Annotated in this window: 14 protein-coding genes and 2 pseudogenes; 10 read left to right on the top strand and 6 right to left on the bottom strand. The window is 67.1% G+C overall.

Annotated features, from left to right (window positions below; translation table 11 throughout):
- Positions 1–49 precede the first annotated feature (49 nt).
- Genes D7I43_RS06195 through D7I43_RS06205 form a run of 3 tightly spaced genes read right to left on the bottom strand, consistent with a single transcriptional unit; the run spans position 50 to position 6,750 of the window.
- Positions 50–2,299, bottom strand: a complete 2,250-nt coding sequence (locus D7I43_RS06195; RefSeq protein ID WP_240032822.1) for a pPIWI_RE module domain-containing protein — start codon at positions 2,297–2,299, stop codon at positions 50–52.
- Positions 2,300–5,641 (bottom strand): pPIWI_RE_Z domain-containing protein, encoded by a 3,342-nt coding sequence (locus D7I43_RS06200; protein ID WP_120327440.1) that lies wholly within the window; start codon positions 5,639–5,641, stop codon positions 2,300–2,302.
- Entirely contained in the window at positions 5,638–6,750 is a 1,113-nt protein-coding gene (locus D7I43_RS06205; protein WP_120327441.1) for a pPIWI_RE_Y domain-containing protein, read from the bottom strand. The genes D7I43_RS06200 and D7I43_RS06205 overlap by 4 nt, the downstream gene beginning before the upstream one ends.
- 701 nt (positions 6,751–7,451) lie before the next feature.
- Between D7I43_RS06205 and D7I43_RS06210 the strand changes: the two genes are divergently transcribed.
- The 4 genes from D7I43_RS06210 to D7I43_RS06225 all read left to right on the top strand — a co-directional run bounded on the left by D7I43_RS06210 (position 7,452) and on the right by D7I43_RS06225 (position 12,527).
- Positions 7,452–8,966, top strand: coding sequence for an SNIPE associated domain-containing protein (locus D7I43_RS06210; protein ID WP_240032823.1), 1,515 nt, complete (start codon positions 7,452–7,454; stop codon positions 8,964–8,966).
- A gap of 483 nt (positions 8,967–9,449) precedes the next feature.
- Positions 9,450–9,707, top strand: a complete 258-nt coding sequence (locus D7I43_RS34490; RefSeq protein WP_158610076.1) for a hypothetical protein — start codon at positions 9,450–9,452, stop codon at positions 9,705–9,707.
- Between the two features lie 560 nt (positions 9,708–10,267).
- Complete coding sequence (locus D7I43_RS06220) at positions 10,268–11,638, top strand: NsdA family TPR-like regulatory protein (protein ID WP_120327745.1); 1,371 nt, start codon at positions 10,268–10,270, stop codon at positions 11,636–11,638.
- A 7-nt stretch (positions 11,639–11,645) separates the two neighbouring features.
- A complete protein-coding gene (locus tag D7I43_RS06225; protein ID WP_120327442.1) occupies positions 11,646–12,527 on the top strand; it encodes a phosphotransferase in 882 nt (293 codons plus the stop codon).
- A 469-nt stretch (positions 12,528–12,996) separates the two neighbouring features.
- On the opposite strand, the gene D7I43_RS06230 is transcribed toward D7I43_RS06225, so the two are convergent.
- From D7I43_RS06230 to D7I43_RS06240, 3 genes are all read right to left on the bottom strand, one after another.
- Positions 12,997–13,242: a transposase gene (locus tag D7I43_RS06230; RefSeq protein ID WP_240032843.1), complete on the bottom strand. Its 246-nt coding sequence runs from the start codon at positions 13,240–13,242 to the stop codon at positions 12,997–12,999.
- Positions 13,243–13,244: 2 nt separating this feature from the next.
- Positions 13,245–13,646 carry a hypothetical protein gene (locus D7I43_RS06235; protein ID WP_240032824.1) on the bottom strand — a complete coding sequence of 134 codons (402 nt, stop codon included), beginning with the start codon at positions 13,644–13,646 and terminating at the stop codon, positions 13,245–13,247.
- 155 nt (positions 13,647–13,801) lie between these two features.
- Positions 13,802–14,314: a transposase family protein gene (locus D7I43_RS06240; RefSeq protein ID WP_147427232.1), complete on the bottom strand. Its 513-nt coding sequence runs from the start codon at positions 14,312–14,314 to the stop codon at positions 13,802–13,804.
- Positions 14,315–15,171: 857 nt separating this feature from the next.
- On the opposite strand from D7I43_RS06240, the gene D7I43_RS06250 reads away from it, so the two are divergent.
- The 6 genes and pseudogenes from D7I43_RS06250 to D7I43_RS33000 form a co-directional block, all read left to right on the top strand.
- Positions 15,172–16,581 (top strand): APC family permease, encoded by a 1,410-nt coding sequence (locus D7I43_RS06250; protein ID WP_120327447.1) that lies wholly within the window; start codon positions 15,172–15,174, stop codon positions 16,579–16,581.
- Positions 16,582–16,586: 5 nt separating this feature from the next.
- On the top strand, positions 16,587–17,606 hold the full coding sequence (locus D7I43_RS06255) for an acetamidase/formamidase family protein (RefSeq protein WP_420870186.1): 1,020 nt from the start codon (positions 16,587–16,589) through the stop codon (positions 17,604–17,606).
- A complete protein-coding gene (locus D7I43_RS06260; protein WP_120327449.1) occupies positions 17,603–18,277 on the top strand; it encodes a GOLPH3/VPS74 family protein in 675 nt (224 codons plus the stop codon). Before D7I43_RS06255 ends, D7I43_RS06260 begins: the two co-directional genes overlap by 4 nt.
- Positions 18,278–18,303: 26 nt before the next feature.
- Positions 18,304–18,996, top strand: coding sequence for a GNAT family N-acetyltransferase (locus D7I43_RS06265; protein ID WP_120327450.1), 693 nt, complete (start codon positions 18,304–18,306; stop codon positions 18,994–18,996).
- A gap of 42 nt (positions 18,997–19,038) precedes the next feature.
- A pseudogene (locus D7I43_RS33490) lies at positions 19,039–19,323 on the top strand (IS3 family transposase); the annotation flags it as partial.
- Between the two features lie 81 nt (positions 19,324–19,404).
- A pseudogene (locus tag D7I43_RS33000) lies at positions 19,405–19,603 on the top strand (IS5 family transposase); the annotation flags it as partial.
- Positions 19,604–19,609: the final 6 nt, after the last annotated feature.

Raw genomic sequence — 19,609 nt, forward strand, 5'->3', positions numbered from 1 at the left:
CAGGCTGCACGGCGAACTCGGCCACGTCCCACCCGCCGAGTACGAGGCGCTACACGCGATGACCCACCCGGTCACCGCACCCCTGAAAACCAGCTAACCAACTCTCCATCAAACCCGGGGCTTGACACTCCGGGGTCTCGCCGCCTTCCGCGGTGCGAACGCGCACATGGCGCAGGCCGGGCAGCTTGCTGATCGGCTGAGGCTCACCGGCGCCGAAGCCGAGGCTGTCGAGCTGGATACGGCTGTTGGTGAGGGTGTTCCAGACGCCGCGCAGGTTCTGTGCATGGGTGAGTAGCAGGGTGTCGGGGAAAGCGCTGGTGGCCTCGTCGATGACGTCCTTGGCGAACCGGGTCACGTCGTCGGCGCCGGACTTGAGGTTTACGTTGACGTACTGCTTACCGATCTCTACGAGCCCAGCGTGCAGAGGCTGCCAGGGCACTGTGGGCGCACGGACCTCCACATGTTGACCGGTGGGGTCGATGAGCACTGCCACCGGGACCTGTCGCGCGAGCCCCCAGACGCGTCCCTTGTTTTGGCGAATCATCCAGATGGCCAGGAGGGCAGGCTGCCGCAGAAGCGTGTCTCGTGCCGGTTCAGGCAGCGGTTCGGGGCGTACGCCGAGCTGCCGGAACAAATCATCGATGGCTGCGGCGAACCGCTCTCGGTTCGGGTCGGAGGGCTCCCTGCCCTCGCGGGCACGCGAGGGACGCTTCGGCTCGGCTACCGGGGTGACGAACTGGCTGAGCCGTCCTGTGCGCAGCAGGCCGTGCCGGATGGCGAACTTGGGATCGTCGCCGCGTCGCCGGCCCTGATAGGCGTCGGGGTGGGCGATCTCGACCAGGGCGATTGTCGGGTTTGCCGCCTGGCCAAGTACGTCGGCGATGTGCTCGATGCGGGCTTCCACCGCGGCTTGGGGCCGGCGTCCGACCCGGTCAAGGTCGGCGCGAATTGTCGGTACCGCCAGCCGCCGAATCCCGACGGTCACCGCGCCAAGGTCGATCTTTACCCCGGCCTCGTCAAGCTGCTCGGCACGGGGCATCGGGACACCGAGACGGGTGGCGAGTCGGTCGAGGGCGTATTGCGTGGCGTGGTCGGTGTCGGTGAGCAGCTCGATGTCCAGGCGCGGCCCGACGACCTCACCGAGATAGGTGGCCGAAACCCGGCTCTCGCTGATCCCACCGAGGCCTTTGTACACGGTGCATTTTTCGCGGGGGAGCGGCGCGGCCGGGCGGAGGTGTGGGCTGAGCGCGTTGGTGACCCAGTTCATCAGCGGCTGGCGGTCGGCGACCGACAGACCGGCGCTGACCTTCTCAGCCGGGAGCATGCCGGTGCTGTAGACCAGCGCAGCTGCGTCGCCGTGGCGTTGTAGGTAGTCCAAGGGCTTGTCGACCAGCTGTTGCGGGTCGGGCAGGCGGTCGAGACAGCCGGCTTCTTTCAGTACCCTCGCGAGGGCGTCGTCCCAGCGCGGCCCATAGCTGTTCGAGCCATCCCTTTCCGTCACCTTGACCTGCTTGATCCGCGCCGTGCCGAAGTGGCGGGAGTTCTCTAGGCCGGCCAGGTATGGCACGGTCGGTGCCAGGTACACCGAGTGGCCGTGGTCGAACGCGAGCTTGCCTCGCACAGGCATCCAGCGTCGCACGCCGTACGACAGATAGACCAACAGCTCATCACTGGTGGGCAGCGTCTGCGCGCTGATTCCGATCTTGACTGAGAATGGCGTCTGGTCCTCGATCCGCTCCGGCGGCCAGGACATGACCTCTGCGCCGTCGGGGCTCGGGCTGCGCAGGAACCGCAACTCGTTATGCGGGCAAGTCGCGTCTGGGCGGGACAACGTCGCCGCGATCTCCATCGGCAGCAGCCGCATGGCTCGTTGCCGTTCTTCCGGCGCGGTCAGGTTGAGGTGAACTGGCGACCACGTGAGGTGGCTGGCGTGCAGCTGGGACAGGGCCAGGGAGATCTGCTCCGGAGTGCCCTTCTGTGCGCGTACCCACGCCGCGACCAGGTTGAAGATGGCTGCCGGGTTTACCTCTCGGTATGCGAGCAGCCAGTCCTGGTCGTCGTCGCCGCGCCCGGCGTACGGAAGCGTGACGACGCAGTCGGGGACGAGGGCGGTGATCGCGTCGTTGAGTGAGGCGATCGGGATGCTGGCGACATCACCGCCGCGCTGCGCCTGGGCGAGCCGGCGTAGCGGCTCCTTCCAACGGCCAGGGAACCGCATCAGGTGGTAGGCGCGCTCGATCGGGGCTGCGGGATCGAGACGCAGGACGGTGACAGCGAGGTTGTCGTAGCGGGGTGCCATTCAGCGGTCTCCCATGTTGGTGAGGGCTCGGTACAGGGGCTGGTAGAGCGCCTGGACGAGGTGCCGATCGGTGCTGGCGCCGGTGGGTTCGAAGTATGGGGTGAGCACCTCGCGCATGCCGTGCAGCAGGCTGGTGCTGGCATCGTCGAGGTCGGTGTCGGTGTCGCTCCTGCGGGCGGTGACCGGTGCGAAGGCGGCGTCGCAGAAGTAGACCTTCGCGGCTTGGCCGCCGCGTAGGAGCCGGCCCACGACCTGCCAGATGGTTACGAGTTGGGTCCAGGCCACGCGTTGGCGTTCGTCCGTGCCGAGCTGGCTGTAGGCGACCAGGGCGTGTAGCAGCCGCCGCCATTGGCGCTGCGCGGCTCGGCGTCGCTGGCTGCCGGCACTTGCGAGGCGTTCGTGTGTCGGGGAGTCGTCGTCGAGCGGATGCGGGTGTAGTTGTTCGAGGGCGTATTGGTTGATCCGCTGGGTGACGTAGCTGAGATCCTTCGGCCGTGGATGCGGGCGTACGAGGAAGAACGCGGCGCCGATGGCGGCCACACCGTCGTTGTTGAGGATGTTGTGCCCCCGCTCGACGGCCAGGATGGGAGCGACCAGCAGCCACGCGTCGTCGGTGCCGAAGTCCGCGACATCGCCGCGGCGCAGCAAGTGGCCGTCGTCCCAGCCGGTTTCCAACTCGTCGTCGCCGATGAGGCAGCGAACTTGCCCCTTCCAGGAGGACTTGCGCCGAAGCAGCTCGTTGGTGACGGCGCGGGCCTCGGCGTAGCTGCCGACCAGCAGCATGACCTTCTGGCGGCCGGGCGGCAGTGCGGCTCGTTCCCGCTCCAGCCGGTTCGGTCGCCCAGGACCCGCGCCCGGCTGGGTCAGGGCCGCGACCATCTGCCGCAGGGCGCTCGTGCGCTCCTCCCCGTAGCGGCCGGACACCCAGATCGGTGTACTCCGTTCGCCTTGATGCTGGATGTCCAGAGCGAACGTGGTCTCGGAGATGGCGGCGAGCTTTTGCGGTGACGGGCGCAGGATCGCCTCGACCGGCACGTCGATGTGGTAGCGAGGCGAGGTGCCGGCCCAACTGGTCCCGGACAACAGCAGCGCATTCGGGCCCGGCCCGTCGGCGGGAAACAAGTCCGACAGGCCGACCAGCAGGGCCCGCCCGACCCCGGTGTAGCGGAAGAATCGGAACTCGCCCAGCTGGCCATCGCGGCGGTCAGTCTCGTCCTCGACGTACTGGAATCCCAGCACGTTGCCCATCGGCGACTCCGGCACCGCGACGGCGAGGTCGCTGGGCGGGCGGCGTACCTCTGCCGGAAGCGTGTCGAACATGTCCAGTTCGGCCGCGACTTCCGGCCAGATTGCGAGCATCAGGTTGAGCCGGTGTGCCATCACCGCTACGGCGACCGCCAGCTCCAGCCGCCACACGTTCCGCTCGAGCTCCGCGGGCGCGATCTTCCTACCTTCGGCCAGCTCTCGATCGCTCAGCTCGGTCAGCCACTGCCGGACGGCGTCCTCCCGCGTCTCCTCTTCCGTGTCGGACAGCTGCGCCTCGGCCAAGGTGGCTAGGCCTCCGGCTACCTCGCCAGATGCCCCGGTCGGGTCGTCGATGAACGCATTGAACTGCTCGCGCAGCAACTTATAGAGTTCATCATTGTCCCAACCGGGGTTGGGCCTGCGACCCTTCGAGGTGTAGCCGGCCCAGTCCTGAGCAAGGCTGTTGAACAGCGTCCAAGCCGTGAAGTAGTCAGGGTCGAGCCAGTTCAATACCGGCTTGCCGGCCCGAACCCGGTCCCGTTGCAGCAGCTGGTAGATGATGTCGGCTGCGGAACGGGCCTGGTTCAGTGCCGTGATGAACCGGCGGATCTGCCGGGAACTGACCGGAGCGCGGCCGGTTGCACGCAGCTTCTCCGCCACCCGCGCCCCGATCTCGTCGATCCACGCTTCCTGGCTTGGGCCAAGCAGCACCTGGGCGCTGGCGAACATCTCATCGAGGTTTGCCTGCACCTGGTCGGCCTCGTCGACCAGGATCAGGTCGCTGCGCCGCCACGCCGCCTCCAGGTACCGCATCTGCTCGTGGCTTAACGGTCCGGGCACAGGGGTGTGCACAAGACTCCACGGCGTCGCGATCCACACGTTCGCCTTGACCAGTCGACGCGCGGCCTCGTGCCGCTGGCAGCGATACCACAGGGGACAGGTGCGCCGGGCGCCGTCTCGCCAGCCATCCACCGGGGTGTCCGGATCCGTCTCGATCAGGTGCTGGCAGGGCGCCTCGCGCACATCGAGGGGGATGGGGGCGCCCCGGACAGCATCGAGCGGGCAGGCCGTGCTGACTAGGTCGAACCCGTACGGCTCGAGGGGTAGAAGCCGGCCAGGCGCCGGCGGTTGGAGCCGATGGAGCCGCTCAGCATGCCGGGTTCGGTTTTGCCCCATGACCGGTGCCGCCACCACGTCGTCGTACCAGGACAGCTCGTGCGCCATGCGTAGTGCTGCCGAGTTGTCGCCGACCACGATCGTTACCCGGAGGTCATGCTGCGCGGCCCAGGTCGCCAGGATCGTCACGAGGGTGCTCTTGCCGACGCTGACCATGCCGACCATGTGCAGGATCCGGTCGATGCGAAGGATCGTGGCGTCGCCGAAGGTGTCGTCGGCCAGCCGGACCTGCAGCGTGACGTCCTGCAGGCGCTCCTCCCATCGGTGAGAGGAACGTCCGGCCTGCAGGTCGGCGGCGTCCATACCTCGGGCGGTCGCCACCAACTCCTGCCACGCAACCTCGATCGGTGCCCGCGTCCGGACGGCCAGGTCATGCAGAGCCGGAGCCGGCGCGGGTGGAAGGTTGTCCGGCACGGTCACGCCGTGACCGCGCGCCGTGGAGCTCATGCGGTATCGGCCGGGCGCGGCGAACCGGACGCCGGTGGTGGCGAAGGGCAGGGGCTCGGTGAGTAGCTGCTCGTACCAATCCCACCTGTCGGCCGCCACACTGCATTGCCGGCGTATCGGTCGGCCGAGCGTGTCCAGGTGGTAACCCCGTACTGCCTCAGGGGCGGACAGGTAAGCCTGCAGCAACTCCTCCCACCCGTAGGGGCGTTGGCTGCGCCATAGCAGGGCTCGCGCGTTGGCGAGTCGGACCGCCGCGTCGGCTCGCGGGTTGGGCACCGCGTCCCACAATGCCCGGTAGCCGTCGAGCAACGCTGGCACGCCGCTGACGGCCTGATCGGGGGCGACTGTTTCCAGCAGAAACAGGCACAGTTCGGTGTCCATCAGCCGGGACGGCGAAGGCTGCGCCCCGGTCGGGGCGTAGTGGCCGCGGAGTGCGCGGGTGAAGCAGTTGCGGATGGTGTTGATCTGCCTCATGATCCCGCCTCCACCCGCCGCTTCACGGCAGCGATGAACTCCGCCTCGGAGACCGCCACGATTCGCTGGCCCGGCCGCACCTGTGGGCACGCCTTCCGCAGCCGTGCCACGTACCGCGGATGTGCCTTGACCTGCTCCTGGCCGATAACGACGTAGGCCCTCTCCGCCTCCGGCGACACGGTGAACAGCCGCTCCCGCAGCCGCCGGGCCAGACGTACCGGGTTGCGCCAGGCCTTGATGTCGGCCACCCAAGGTCGTTCCTCGAAGACCGCGATGTCGCAGGCGTCGAAGTCCGGCCACAACGCAACCGACACGCCGAGCTTCCCGATTGTGTCGGCGATGCGTAGCTCCGCACGACCCGGTGCGGTGATAAAGGCGCGCAGCTCACGCCGCAACCACCACACGCCCTCGCTGGCCGGATGATCCGTCCCGGCCGTGCCGGGAGCCGGGCAGGTCTGGTCCTCGCAGAACCAGGTCCGGTCGTCATCCAGTGGCAGCCGAAGACCGCCGCATCCGCCACAGGTCCGAATCACTCCGTCCGCCATCGCCTCCGGTGGCGCCTCCACGTATGCCTGGCGCACCTCATCCGACAGCAGCGCCAGGTTGGGGTCGGCCAGCCGCGCGTCGAGCTCCATCGCCGCGATCGCCGGCTGTCGGATCAGGAGCTCGCGGAATGCGACGTATGATTGTGGTGCGTTGTGGGCCCGGGACTTATCCATCACCGCCCGCAACAGCGCGCTCTCGCGCATCTCACCTTCGACATCCCCACGGAGGCTGCCGAGCTCCTCGCAAGTCGCCGTCGGGCGGCCATAGAGCAGCAGCGACTCGTCTGGGTCGACGTCGGCGCCGGTGAGGTCGATCTTCCAGTCGCCGAACGGCTCCTGCGCAAGCTGGAGTAGTTCCACCACGCTGGCCGGCGCGGCCGCGTCCTGATGCCAGGCGAGCAGGGTCAGCCGGTCCAGCGCGAGCTGCAGGTTCGCTGGGTACGGCAGCCGGAACGCGTCACCCGATGCGGCCTGCTGGGCGTACTCGAGGATCCCGCTGGCGAGCTGCGCAACAGCAACCTGCGGGGTGGGCAGCCATGACGGGGCTGAACGTGCATCGATCATAAGTGCACTCCGCGTCAGAGAGAGGCGTAGGCAAGGTGGGGTGAGTCCCATTGCACCGCATCGGTATGACAAGCTGGCAGACCGACGCAAGACGCAAAAGATACTCACATTAGGTGTCGCCTTCCCGGCGTGTTCGCTCGTGCGATTGGAGGTCCTCGCCCATCCAGAAGGTTAACTCTGATCTTGATCTGTGGTACTGGCGTGCGTGCTGCCTACCCAGACGGGGCTAAATCGCGAGGCGTCGATCGGGCATTGATTTGAGGGGCCGACCGCAAAGGGAACGGACGTCTCGTAATAGTAGTTGGTTACTGCCAGATGGTTCTTCAGTGCCCCCCGAAGGGGCGCGTGCAAGTAAGGGCCGGTCGACTGCGTGGGGCCGGCCCTCCGGGATCCGACCGGCTGCACACCCGGTGCTAGCGACCGCACTACCTCCTTTCTCGTATCTGCACGACGTGCTCCCGGTGCCCATGCCGAGGGCGGAGGTTGACGGGGTGGAGAATCTGAATGCGGTAGGCATGCCCGCACGGTCAGCCGAGTGCGTATCAAATGCAACGCCAATTTCTGTCGGTAACCAGACTGCAGTCCCCCGCTTGGTCATCCGTGGCCGTCTGGTTGGCCTACCTGCCGACCTGAGGTCTCGATGTCCGGTCGGGAGCCACGGCGCTAGTTTCGTCGGACCGTGGTGACGTTTGGGGGAAACAATGGGATACCGCTTCAACGCACCGCCGAACTGGCCAACGCCGCCTGCTGGATGGGTGCCGCCTGCCGGCTGGACACCGGATGCCGCCTGGGGTCCTCCTCCGCCGGGGTGGCAGTTATGGATCCTGGATTCGCCGGCTCCGGCCCCGCCGGGGCCCGCCCCGCAGGCTGCTGCTGCTCCCGTAGTCGTCTCACGGCAGCGCAACGGAAGTTCAGAAATTCCTCTGTTCGGTGCCCGGGGCAAGGCGCGTGAACTGGCGGTGGAAAATGCGCACCTCCGCAACGAGCTGGATCAAGTACGGGTAGAGCTGACGGGTCTGCGGGCGGAGATGTCACGGCTTGGCGTGCTGTCAGCGGTAGAGCTGGAGCAGCACCGGGCTCGACTCAGTCGTGAGGTCGCCGACCTGGCAGCGAAGGGCGAAGCACAGAAGGCCGAGCTCGATCGACACCTGCGCGGACTTCGGCAGCAGATCGTGGTCACCGAGGAGACCGTGCTGCTGCAGGAAGCCGGTGTTTATCAGTATCGGCATCCCCTGTCGGACGCGGTCGCCTACCAGAGCCAGCTCAGCCTGCTGCAAGACCAGATCAAGGCTATGACCAGGAAGGATGGGGGAGCGGTCAAGGCTGCCACCGGATGGACGGTCAACGGCTCGGCCGCCGAGGGCCGGGCAATGGTCCGGGACTTCTCCAAGCTCATGCTGCGCGCCTACAACGCCGAGGCGGACAACCTGGTACGGGGATTGAAGCCGTACAAGCTTGACTCGGCCGTCGACCGACTGGGGAAGGTGGCGGCGACCATCGCCAAGCTCGGCAAGACGATGCACATTCGAATCGCCGAGGAGTACCACCGGTTGCGGGTCAAGGAGTTGGAACTCACCGCCGACTACCAGGAGAAGCTGGCTGAGGAGAAGGAGCGGGAACGGGAGGAGAAGGCCCGGCTTCGCGAAGAGCGACGTGCCCAGCAGGAGATCGAACGCGAACGCGCCCGGCTCGATAAGGAACGCCAGCACTACGCCAACGCCCTGGCCGCCTTGGAGGCCAAGGGCGATGTCGATGGTGCCGCTCGGATGCAGGACCGTTTAGCCCAGATCGACACCGCGATCCAGGACGTCGACCGGCGGGCCGCCAACGTCCGGGCCGGCTACGTGTACGTGATTTCCAATCTTGGTGCGTTCGGCGAGAAGATGGTCAAGGTCGGCATGACCCGTCGCTTGGACCCGCTGGACCGGGTACGCGAACTCAGTGACGCATCGGTGCCCTTCAACTTCGACGTCCACGCCCTGTTCTTCTCCGAAGACGCTGTGGGCATCGAGGCGCAGATGCACGCACGGCTGGCCGACCGGCGTGTCAACCTGGTCAACCATCGTCGCGAGTTCTTCTACGCCACGCCGGAGGAGGCCAAGGAACATCTACTGGCGTTGACCGGCAGCCTGCTGCAGTACGAGGAGGTCCCGGAGGCCCTGGAGTACCGGCAGAGCCTCAGCCAGGCGCAGGAGCAACGAGTCGCGAACACATGACATGCCGAGGCTGTGGACGGCGCGGGTACCCGCCAAGCCGGTCGGTCCAACGGACCACTCGTGCACGCGGCAGTTCTGGTGACTGTCATGAGCAACCGTCGCCCGGCCAGCCGCTCTGGCCAGGATAAAGCCGAATTACATAGATAGAGAGATACGAATGTCTTCGGTCGGACTTTTCGCCTATGGGTCAGCGGGTGGAAGCGAAGGTATCGACCTGGGTGAGGTCCCGTTCGTGGCGGTGGACGTGGAGACGACCGGAGTTTCACTGTGGCGTACGGCTCCCAGACGTACATGCCTCCGTCGCGGTTGAGGATGATGAGCTGGCGGGAGTCGATCTCGGCGTTCGCGGTCAGGTTTGGGGCGCATGTCAGGGCTTCGACAAGTGGAGCGGCCGGGCCTTCGGTGTTGGTGTAGGCGGGGCTGAGGTGGGGGTTGTACGGCCCCGCTGGTTCGGGCACGCGGTCGCTTCCCCAGCCGTCTGCGATGGCGGCGCGGATCGCGGTACCGGAGTTGACGTACTGGTTCGACCGGGTCGACGGCGATTTGAATGGATTCGGGGTCGACGTGGGGGGCGCCGATGGTGAGCTTGAAGGGAGCGAGGTGGGCGCATCGGGCCCGTGTGGCGGCCACGATGGCGTCGACGTCTTCGGGGGTTACGTTGTGGACGAAGCCGATGCCTTGCATGGTGAGGTGAAGCCACTGGTTCGGGATGACGTCGAGGCTTGGCTGCTGGGACAGTAGGTGCCGGTATTGGTCGGCGAGGTGTTCGACCTCGGGTTGACCGTCAAAGGTGATGTGCCAGGTGTAGAAGCGGGAACCGATGCCCCAGCCGGGCCGCCAGTACCAGTGGTTGCGGATGTGGGTGGCATGCGGGACTGCCATGGTCGCTCCAGGTTGTCAGGGGAGTTGACGGGCGGCGCCGGTGGCGCAGAAGTCAGTGATTGCTGCGTTGGCGTTGGGAGGCCCCGCCCATGCGTAGCAGCACCGCCCCGGCGTAGTTGTGCTGGCGCACGGTACTGCAGGCGAGCAGCCCGCCCACCGAGTCGTTGCCGGCGTCCTGGCGGGCTTCCTCGGCCCGGCGCAGCGCCTTCCTGGCAGGTTCGGCGGCGCCGATCTCCGCCCATGCGTCTACTTCCTGGCATGCGAGCGTGAGTGCTGCGGTTCCTTCGTCGGCGCAGACGTTGAGCTGACGTTGTGGAGTCTTTAGGCAGCAGGCGGTAGCTTGGTCGGTCTATTGATGTGTCTATTCCAGGCGTCAGTCGCGCTGGGTTTCCGCTCCCTATCGGCTGCTGGAGGTGATCATGGCCGCCGGGATCGATCCGTCATGGTGGACGTCGGGCAGGTGGGAAGGACGGCCGATCCGGGAGTTTCTGGAGCGGCGCGACGTTGCGGCGATCTTCCGGTTTCTGCACGCCCGCGGCGTTTCCTATGGGGCGATCGCTGCCCTCGTAGGCGTCTCTGCCAACCGTGCCGCCGAGATCGCCAAGGGGGCGCGGCAGGTTACGGCCTACGAGGTGTTGGAGAGGATTGCGCTCGGTCTCGGTATCCCGAGGGCTGCGATGGGACTCGGCCGCGAAGAGGATTTCGCAGGTGGTACGGGCGGTTCGATTGCCACCAGGCATGAGTTGGCGCGTGATCAGCCGGCGTCGCGGCCAGCCCAAGAAGCAGCCGTCCAGGCAGCCGGTAGTCTCGCCCGCCTGCGTGCAGAGCTCGATGAGGCGCTGTCGTCTTCGAGTGTGTCACCACGGCACCTGGAGTTGGTCGAGGAGTCGGCCAGCGAGCACATGCGGATCTATCCCTCGGCGCCGCCGAGCGTGATGCTGTCGAGGCTTGCTGGTGAGTGCTCCGAGATTCAGGTTTTGTCGCGTCGTCGTCAGCCGGCGGCGGTCCAAGCTCGTCTGTCAGGCGCTGCGGCCTTGCTGGCGACGATGTGTGCTGACGCCTTGATGCGGCTGGGCCACGCTGGCGAGGCGCGACTGTGGTACCGGACTGCGATCCATGCTGCGGACGACAGCGCGGATACGAGGCTCCGGGTGTTGGTGCGGGCTCAGGCGGCAATGCTGCCTTACTACTTCGGCGACCCGCAGCAGACGGTGGCGATGGCGGACGCGGCGCTGGCCATCACCGCGGCCGCGTCACCATCTGGTGCGTTGGCGGCAGCTGGGCGTGCGCGTGCGTTGGCCCGTCTCGGTGCTGTTGACCAGGCTCGAGCGGCGATGGAGCAGGCGCACCGAATGTTCGACGAAGCAGGTGACGACGACAGCGACGCAGCGTTTCGCTTCCCCGCGAAGCGGCTGCTGTTCTATCTGTCCGGGGCAATGACCTGGCTCGGTGACACGAAGGAGGCATACCGGGTCCAGGAAGAGGCCCTTCGGCTGTACGCTCCCGCCCCGGCAGTGCCCATCGATCCGGCTCTGATCATGTTGGATCGTGCCCTGTGCTTGGCCCGTGACCTTCGATTCGCCGACGCCGCCGTAGCGGCCCGCGAGGCCATCGCGAACCTGCCCGATCTGCAGCGCACGGAGATCATCTTGACGAAGGCCGGTCAGGTCATCTCGGCCATTCCGCGGCATGCCCAGTGCAGGGAGGTGATCGATCTGGCGGAGTACGTGCGGTCGTGCCGGGAGCGGAGCCGTACCCTTGCTGCCGGAACTGCTGCGCTCGAAACCTAGGGGCCACATGTTCGTCGAGGCGCGAACGCGTCCGCTGCTCGCCGAGGTGTGTCGGATGCTGGGCCATTCCGACGCTGACGCGCTGCTGCTCCGGCATCACACTAACGCTGTGTATGCCGTTGGTGACGTGGTGGTCAAGATCGCGCCGACTGAGTACGACCTTGACCGCGCGCTGGCCGTCGTCGCGGTCGTCGAGTGGCTGTCGGCTAAGGGGTTCCCGACCGTGGGTCTGTGCGACCGGGTAGCGCAACCGCTCTTCGTCGACGGACACGCCGTGACGGTCTGGCAGCGGTTGGATCCGGCGTACAGTAACCCGATCAGCGCCGCCGAACTTGGGCTGCTGCTGCGGGAGCTGCATGGCCTTCCGACACCGCCGGTGGAGTTGCCAGCGCTTCGACCGATCGAGAGCATACGGCGCTCAGTAGAGAGCGCCGAGATAATCGACGCCCGGGACCGCGACCTGTTGTTGGACCGGCTTGACGATCTGAGCACGGCATGGTCGTCAATGGCATTCCCGCTGGGCGCCAGCCTGATCCAGTCCGACCCGCAAACCCGCAACGCCCTCCGGCGGTTCGACGGCACCCCGGTACTGGCTGACTGGGACGGCATCGCACTCGGACCGAGGGAATGGGACGTCGCCACCGTCGCCGTGCATTGCCGCCGATTCGGCGGAGATCGAACGGCTTTCGCTGACTTCACGCGCAGCTACGGCTGGGACGCCACCTCATGGCAGGGGTTCGACCAGCTCTGCCAGCTTCGCGAACTCCAGATGATCGCCACCAATGCTCGCAAGTCCCGGCCCGGCACCGCTGCCGCAATCGAGGTGCATCGCCGACTCGAAGGTCTTCGCAACGAAGGCACCGAGCTGCGCCCCTGGCGCATCCTCTAGCCGCTGCGGCAGTCGCTCGCGTTCGCCCGGCCGTCGCCTCGGGGCCGGCGAAACTCTACCGCGATATGCGAACAAGCGACTGGAATATGCCGGTACGCTTCGTCCGAGGGCATCGGCGAATTCAATAGTTCGCCTTCGATTCGCTCGTCGTCGATCGGGATGTTCCGTCGGCAACGCGCTCGCTGCTTTACAACTGACTGCTGGTTAAACAGTCCGGTGGCGTGATGGTGCTGCGGATCGAGGACACGGACGCTGAACAGCCGGCCGGGGTGGGTGCAGGGCATAAGTGGACCCGGAGCGGACTCGAATGCTGATGTCACCTCGGTGTTGGGGTCAGTTGTCGGAAGCCGTCTCGGGTGGGGATTACGTCGACGGAGAATCCCCCACGGTAGCCCAGGCGGTCGTGTGTCGGCGGCCAGTGAAAGAGGCTTTGATCCACTCGTTGTGGAGTGGTGCCAGTGTGTGGTGCTCAGGCATGCAGGATGCGGTGCCGGAGCCGGTCGAAGCTGGCGCGGCTGTACATCTGTCGTTTGAGCCTTTTGACCCGGTTGACATGCCCTTCGACGGGGCCGGAGTTCCAGGACATGGAAAGTCCGGCGGTGACGGCGGCGAGGTCTTGGCGTAGGCCGCGGGCGAAGCTGCGGATGGCTGGCGCCGTGCTGGCCTCTGCTTTACCGAGCCAGTCGGGCAGGTCCTGGCCTCGAAGCTTGGTCATGATCACGGCGAAGGAGCTGACGATGTCAGCGGCTTCGCGTAGCGCTGGGCAACGGTCGAGGATCGTGTGTCGCTTGGTCCAGTGCTCTCGGTGAGGGTATCCGGGTCACGGGTGATCCAGTTCGTCGCTTGCCGCACGGTCACGTCGGTGGGTGGGGGCGGAGCAGGCCTGCCGGACTCGCGCAGGGGTTGCAGGTGGCGGCGGACAGTGCGTTCGCTGCCGCGGTAGCCCTGCTCGCGGATTTCGGCGTAGATGAGGGCGGCGTCGGTGCAGCCGGCGTTCCACCGCTGGTAAATGTGGGTCAGATAAGGGCGCAGGGCCTCGCCCAGTGCGGTCGAGGCGGCCGTGGCTGAGCAGGTCGTCAGCGGTTTCGGCTTGGGTGTAGCGGCGTTAGCAACCTGCACCGCGTCAGGGGCGGCGGCTCGGGCGGCTTCGGCATAGCTGCTGGCCCGGTCCCGGAAGATGATCTCGGCGCCGGGGTGCTCCCGAAGCCAGGCCGCCAGGGTGTCAGCGGTCCGGTCGGGGAGGACATCGATCGGGAGTCCGGCTTCGATGTCGATCAGGACGGTGCCGTAGACGTGGCCCGGTTGAGCGCGAAGTCGTCCACACCCAGCACCCGGGGCGCCCGGACGGACGGACGGTCACACTGTGAACGGATCAGCCGCAGCATCGTGTTCGGACTCACGCCTATCCCGAGCAGTCGGCTCAGCCGGGCTCCAGCCCGCCCGGCCAGGGCGTGTCCGATCGCCATCAACGTTCGTCGAAGCGGCTGACTGCGGCGGGTGAACCGGGAGGTCACGCCTTCGACTTGTTCAACGAACGTTCGCCGACGGCAGTCTGGCTTCACGCACACGAACCGCCGAACACACAGGTTCAGCACCACCGGCCGGCCTGCCAGCGCTACGTCGGCCAGCCGCCGTCGGTAACGGCCATGCACCCGGCTCGACACCGTAGCGGAGTCTGGGCAGGCCGCCATCGTCGCGCAGGCCGCCGCGGAGATGACCACCTTGCCGTTCACCACGGCGAAATCCTCGGTTGTCAGGCGGTCGAGGTGGGATAACACCGTCGCCATCACATCAGACCACAGTCGACAATGACCATCAACCCGCTATGATGACTGGGCGGCTTCACAACGATTAGATCAGAGACAATCTGAATGGCCGTTGACAGTCGTGAAGCGCCTCGCCAATTGACCGCGTCAGCTCGAGCAGCGAGGACTGTTCTAGCTCGGGCGTCGGCGCTGTGCCGGCGCAGAGGAAGGCACCGTCGACAGGCCCGAAGTGGCACGAGGATTCCATCACGGTGAAGGCCATGGTCGACTCCACGAGGGCTATTCCGTTTAGGCGGTAGGGGTGCCTGCGAGCATGGTCGCCCACTCGCCGTTGCCGTACCGGGTCGTCTTCCACGCCTGGGTGTCGGCTCTCGACTTACCGGATGTTTTCGCCGCCCGCGCAGGGTTCCTCCTCACCGTGCTGCTGTTCGGGCGTAGACGAGATCGGACCCGCGCGGCGAGCGCTCTCGCCAGAGAGTTGTCGGTCCGTTGTACACCGTCGCCTCGGCGCGTGCCAGAGCGTCAGGTGCCAGTCGGACCCCCATTCCCACGGCACCGGATCACGCGTCATTGCTGAGACACGCAAGGTCAACCTTCCGATGGCAACCGCCGGAGCCATGTCGACGGTGACCGATGTCCACCTTTGAGCTGACCATCCGGTTGGGACAGGTCACTGTGGGGTGCCATGGTGAGCCCTCACCGTGGGCTGTGCTGTCCGTCGTGACCACGCAATCGTCAATGCCCAGCCTGACTGCCCGAGGCAGGCCGGGCGGCCAGGTCAGTCGAAGTTAGTCCCTACTAACGCCTCTTAAAGATCCGAGACGTGCTTCCGGTATCGCCAATCCGCGCCTGGCTTGCCCTGAATTGGAGGTTTCTAGATGTACGAGCAGAACGAATTAGCCCGCTATGGCTATCGACAGGAGCTGGCCCGGAAGCTGCGATTCCGGGACCTGCTGGCCTACGGGCTGGTGTACATGGTGCCGATTGCGCCGATGGCGATCTTCGGCAGCGTCTACGCCGGCTCCGGCGGCATGGTGGCCCTGGCGTACGCGATCGGCGTGGTGGCGCTGGTGTTCACGGCGTTCTCGTACGCGCAGATGGTGAAGGCGTTCCCTATGTCGGGCAGCGTCTACAACTACGCCGGCCGCGGGATCAGCGCACCGGTCGGGTTCCTCGCCGGTTGGGTGATCCTGCTCGATTACGTGCTCGTGCCGGGGTTGTTGTATCTGGTGGCGTCGGTGGCGATGCACGCGACCGTGCCCGCGGTGCCGGTGTGGGCGTGGCTGCTGGGCTTCGTCGCGGTCAACACCATCGTGAACTCGGTGGGGATCCGGATGACCGCGGTGGTGACTCGGGTGATGCTGGTCGGCGAGTTGCTCGTTCTGGCGGTCTTCGTCGCCGTCGCTGGCTGGGCGGTCGCCTCCGGGAAGGGCCGGTTGAGCTGGGAGGCGTTCTACAACCCGGACACGTTCACGTGGTCGGTGGTGGCGGGCGCGGTGTCGATCGCCGTGCTCAGCTTCCTGGGGTTCGACGGGATCAGCATGCTGGCCGAGGAGGCCAAGGGCGGTGCCCGGCAGATCGGCCGGGCAATGGCCGCTGTCCTCGTGCTGGCGGGGGTGTTGTTCATCGGGCAGACGTGGCTGTCCGCGATGCTCGTCCCCAACCCGGCGTTGCTGCTCGCCGATGGCGACGCGAACGGCACCGCCTTCTACGACGCCGCCCAGGTGGCCGGGGGAAGTTGGTTGGCGACTCTGTGTGCGGTGGCGACGGCGGTCGCGTGGGGGTTGCCGAACTCGATGGTCGCGCAGGTCGCCACCTCCCGCCTGTTGTATGCGATGGCCCGCGACCGGCAGCTACCCGCGTTCCTGGCGAGAGTGTCGATTCGCCGGAGCGTGCCGATCAACGCGACCCTGCTCACCGGTGTCGTGTCCCTTGTCCTCGGCCTGTACATGGCCACCCGGTCCGATGGGATCACGCTGTTGTCGTCGCTGATCAACTTCGGGGCGATGGTCGCCTTCCTCGTCCTGCACGTGTCCGTGGTCGTGCACCACCTCATCCGCGGTCGCAGCCGCAACTGGTGGGCGCACCTGGTGATGCCGACCTTCGGCTTCGTGATCTTGGCCTATGTGGTGGTCAACGCGAACATCGCCGCCCAGCGCTTGGGCCTGGCCTGGCTCGCCCTCGGCCTGGTGGTCCTCGCCGGCCTGTACCTGTCGGGACGCCGGCCAGTGCTGTCCGGGCTCGCGCCGGTACAGCCGCAGCAGCGGCGTGACGTGGAGAGGGTGTGACCGCCATGGGGAAGGTCACCTACCGTCCGGCGCGGGACGAGTTCGCCTACACCTTCGGCGGACGAATGCCCGTCGCGCACATTCGCTCCGGCGACGTGCTCGAGGTCTTCACCGAGGACTGTTTCGGCGGGCTCGTGCGGGGGCCGGCGGATCTGCCGTCGCAGGTGTGCCGCATGCCCTACCTCAACCCCGTGTCGGGGCCGTTCTTCGTCGAGGACGCAGAGCCCGGCGACACCCTCGCCATCCACCTCGCCTCGATCACGCCCGCCCGCGACTGGGGTGTGTCGTCGACGTTCCCGCACTTCGGCGCCCTCACCTCCACCTCCCACACCGCCACGTTGCAGCCGCCGCTGGAGGAGCGGGTGTGGGTGTACGACATCGACCGGCAGGCCGGGGTTGTGCGGTTCCAGGCCACCGAAACCGCCCACAGCGTCGACCTGCCGCTGGAGCCCATGATCGGCACGATCGGGGTCGCCCCCGGCGGGATGGAGGCCCGCTCCACGATCGTCCCGGACACCCACGGCGGGAACCTCGACACCCCGCAACTCCGGGCCGGCACCACCCTGTACCTCGGGGTGAACGTGCACGGGGCGATGCTCGCCCTCGGCGACGGCCACGCCCGCCAAGGCGACGGCGAAGCCTGCGGCGTCGGCGTCGAAATCGCGACCACCACAACCCTCACCATCGAAGTCATCAAGGGCGTGCCGACGGCGTGGCCGCGCCTGGAAACCGACACGGCAATCATGTCGATCGGCTGCGCCCGCCCTCTCGAGGACGCCTACCGCATCGCCCACCACGACCTCGTCGGCTGGGTCGAGTCCCTGACCGGCCTAGAGACCCTGGACGCCTACCAGCTGGTGTCGCAGGCGGGGCGGGCGCCGATCGGCAACGTGTGCGACCCCAACTACACGATCCTGGCCGCGGTCGACAAGACGCTGCTCCCCGGGCCCGCAGCCGCTTACAGGGGCGTGCACGCCCGGCTGCGGCACCTCGCCAGCAAGATGGGTGGGGGAGTGGCGCGATGAGCGTTCCTCGACTGCCGCTGCGGGACGAGTTGTTCCTGCTCGGCCACGACGACGACACCGGCCACCCCCACATCCACCGGCAGGCACTGGCGCTCGGGCTGGCCGGCGCGGTCCTGATTGACCTGTTCCTCGCCGGCCGGATCACCCTCGACCCGACCGGCAACCGCCCCGCCGGCGAACGCTGGCTACGCCTGCACACCGACCAACCGGTCGGCGACCTGATCGCCGACACCGCCATCACCGCCATCCGCCACGGCCGCACCCCACCACCGGTGAAGGCATTCCTGCGTACGTTCTCGGCGGACCTGTACGAGCGCACCCGCGCCGGACTCGTCGCCGCCGGCATCCTCCGCCAACACACCCGCCGCCGCCTCGCCGGGCTCGCCCGCACCGACACCTACCTGCCCACCGACACCAAATGGCCGGTCATTGCCCGAGCCCGCCTGCGCTACCTCGCGCACGGCCGCGAGCAACCCGACCACCACACCGCCGCCCTCGCCGGACTCGTCGCCACCCTCGGCCTCACCGAACACCTCTACCTCGACGACGACACCACCGCCCTCACCACACGCTTGACCACGATCGCCGGCCAGCACCACCAGACGGTGCGCGACATCATCGCCGCTGTCGACGCCGCCGTCGGTGACCTCGCCACCGCCGCCTACCGCTAACCCACCCAACACGGACGCCAACCGCCATGGACACCACCGCTCGTATTCGTGCCGCCCGCTGGGCAGACAAGAACCCCGTCGCCGCGCTGATCGCCGACGCCCTCCACCCCAGCCCGCTCGCCGCCTGGCTAGTACCCGATCCACCACGGCGCCGCCAGGTCCTCACCGACGTCGTAGCGATCTGGGTGGAACACGCCATGTTCTTCGGCGACATCCACCTCACCGACGACCACACCGCCACCATCGTCGGCTTTCACCGCTACCGGCCCATCCCACCACCGGCGCAATACCGCATCCGACTCACCGATGCCGCCGCAGGCCACGCCAGCCGATTCGACCTGCTGGACAGCCTGCTGACCCTGAAACAACCCACCGAACCGCACTACCACCTCGCCTTCCTCGCCGTCCACCCGCGCGCGCAGAAGACCGGCCTCGGCACCGCGCTGCTCACCCACCACCGCAGCCGCCTCGACCGCATCGACCTACCGTCCTGGACCACCACACTCCCCGGCGGCGAGCCCCTGCTCGCCCTCCACGGCTACACACCCCGACCGGCGATCACCCTGCCCGACGGCCCAACCCTGCACCCGATGCGCCGCAACGCCCACCACGACAGCAACGTCCAAGCCGGACGCCATGCCGCTCTACAGCGGCCCGACGTAGGGAACAGACGCCACCAGACGTCGAAGGCGAACTTCACGACTCCCAGGAGGGGTTGACTATCTCGCCGTCGACGGGTGGCCGGCGAGCCGGGAAACGGGCCGGAGGGGGCTGCAGTGGCCGACCGCGGGTCGCAGTTTCACAGCCGGAAGCTCGTCCGCGCCCTGCAACAGCACCACATGATCGGCTCGATGGGCAGAGTCGGCGCCGCGGGCGACAACGCCGCCATGGAATCGTTCTTCGGCCTGCTGCAGAACAACGTCCTCGACCGCGTAACTGGACCACCCCGACAGCGAATGAGGACCGCGATTGTGACGTGGATCGAACGAACCTACCACCGCTGGCGACGACAGCACTCTCTGTCCCGGTTGGCCCCTATCGAGTAGGAGACCATCATGACCCCGCCGGCCAGTCAGGCCGCGTGACTGAACTGTCACCTATCGGTGCTACTCCCGCTGTGCCGCCACAAGGGCAGTAGCGGCGGGCGACCATCGGCGTTTGACCGGGCGTCTACAAGAAGCGCAACGTCGCCGAACGTTGCTTAACCGACTCAATCAGTGGCGTGACCTCGCCACCCGCTATGCAAAACGCGCATCGCCCTACCGGGCGAGCCTCCACTCATCGCCACTGTCATCTGACTTCCATGATCGGCAGGACACACCCTAGCCAGGC

Source organism: Micromonospora globbae (genome assembly GCF_003610785.1).
In the GTDB taxonomy this organism is placed as follows: domain Bacteria; phylum Actinomycetota; class Actinomycetes; order Mycobacteriales; family Micromonosporaceae; genus Micromonospora; species Micromonospora globbae.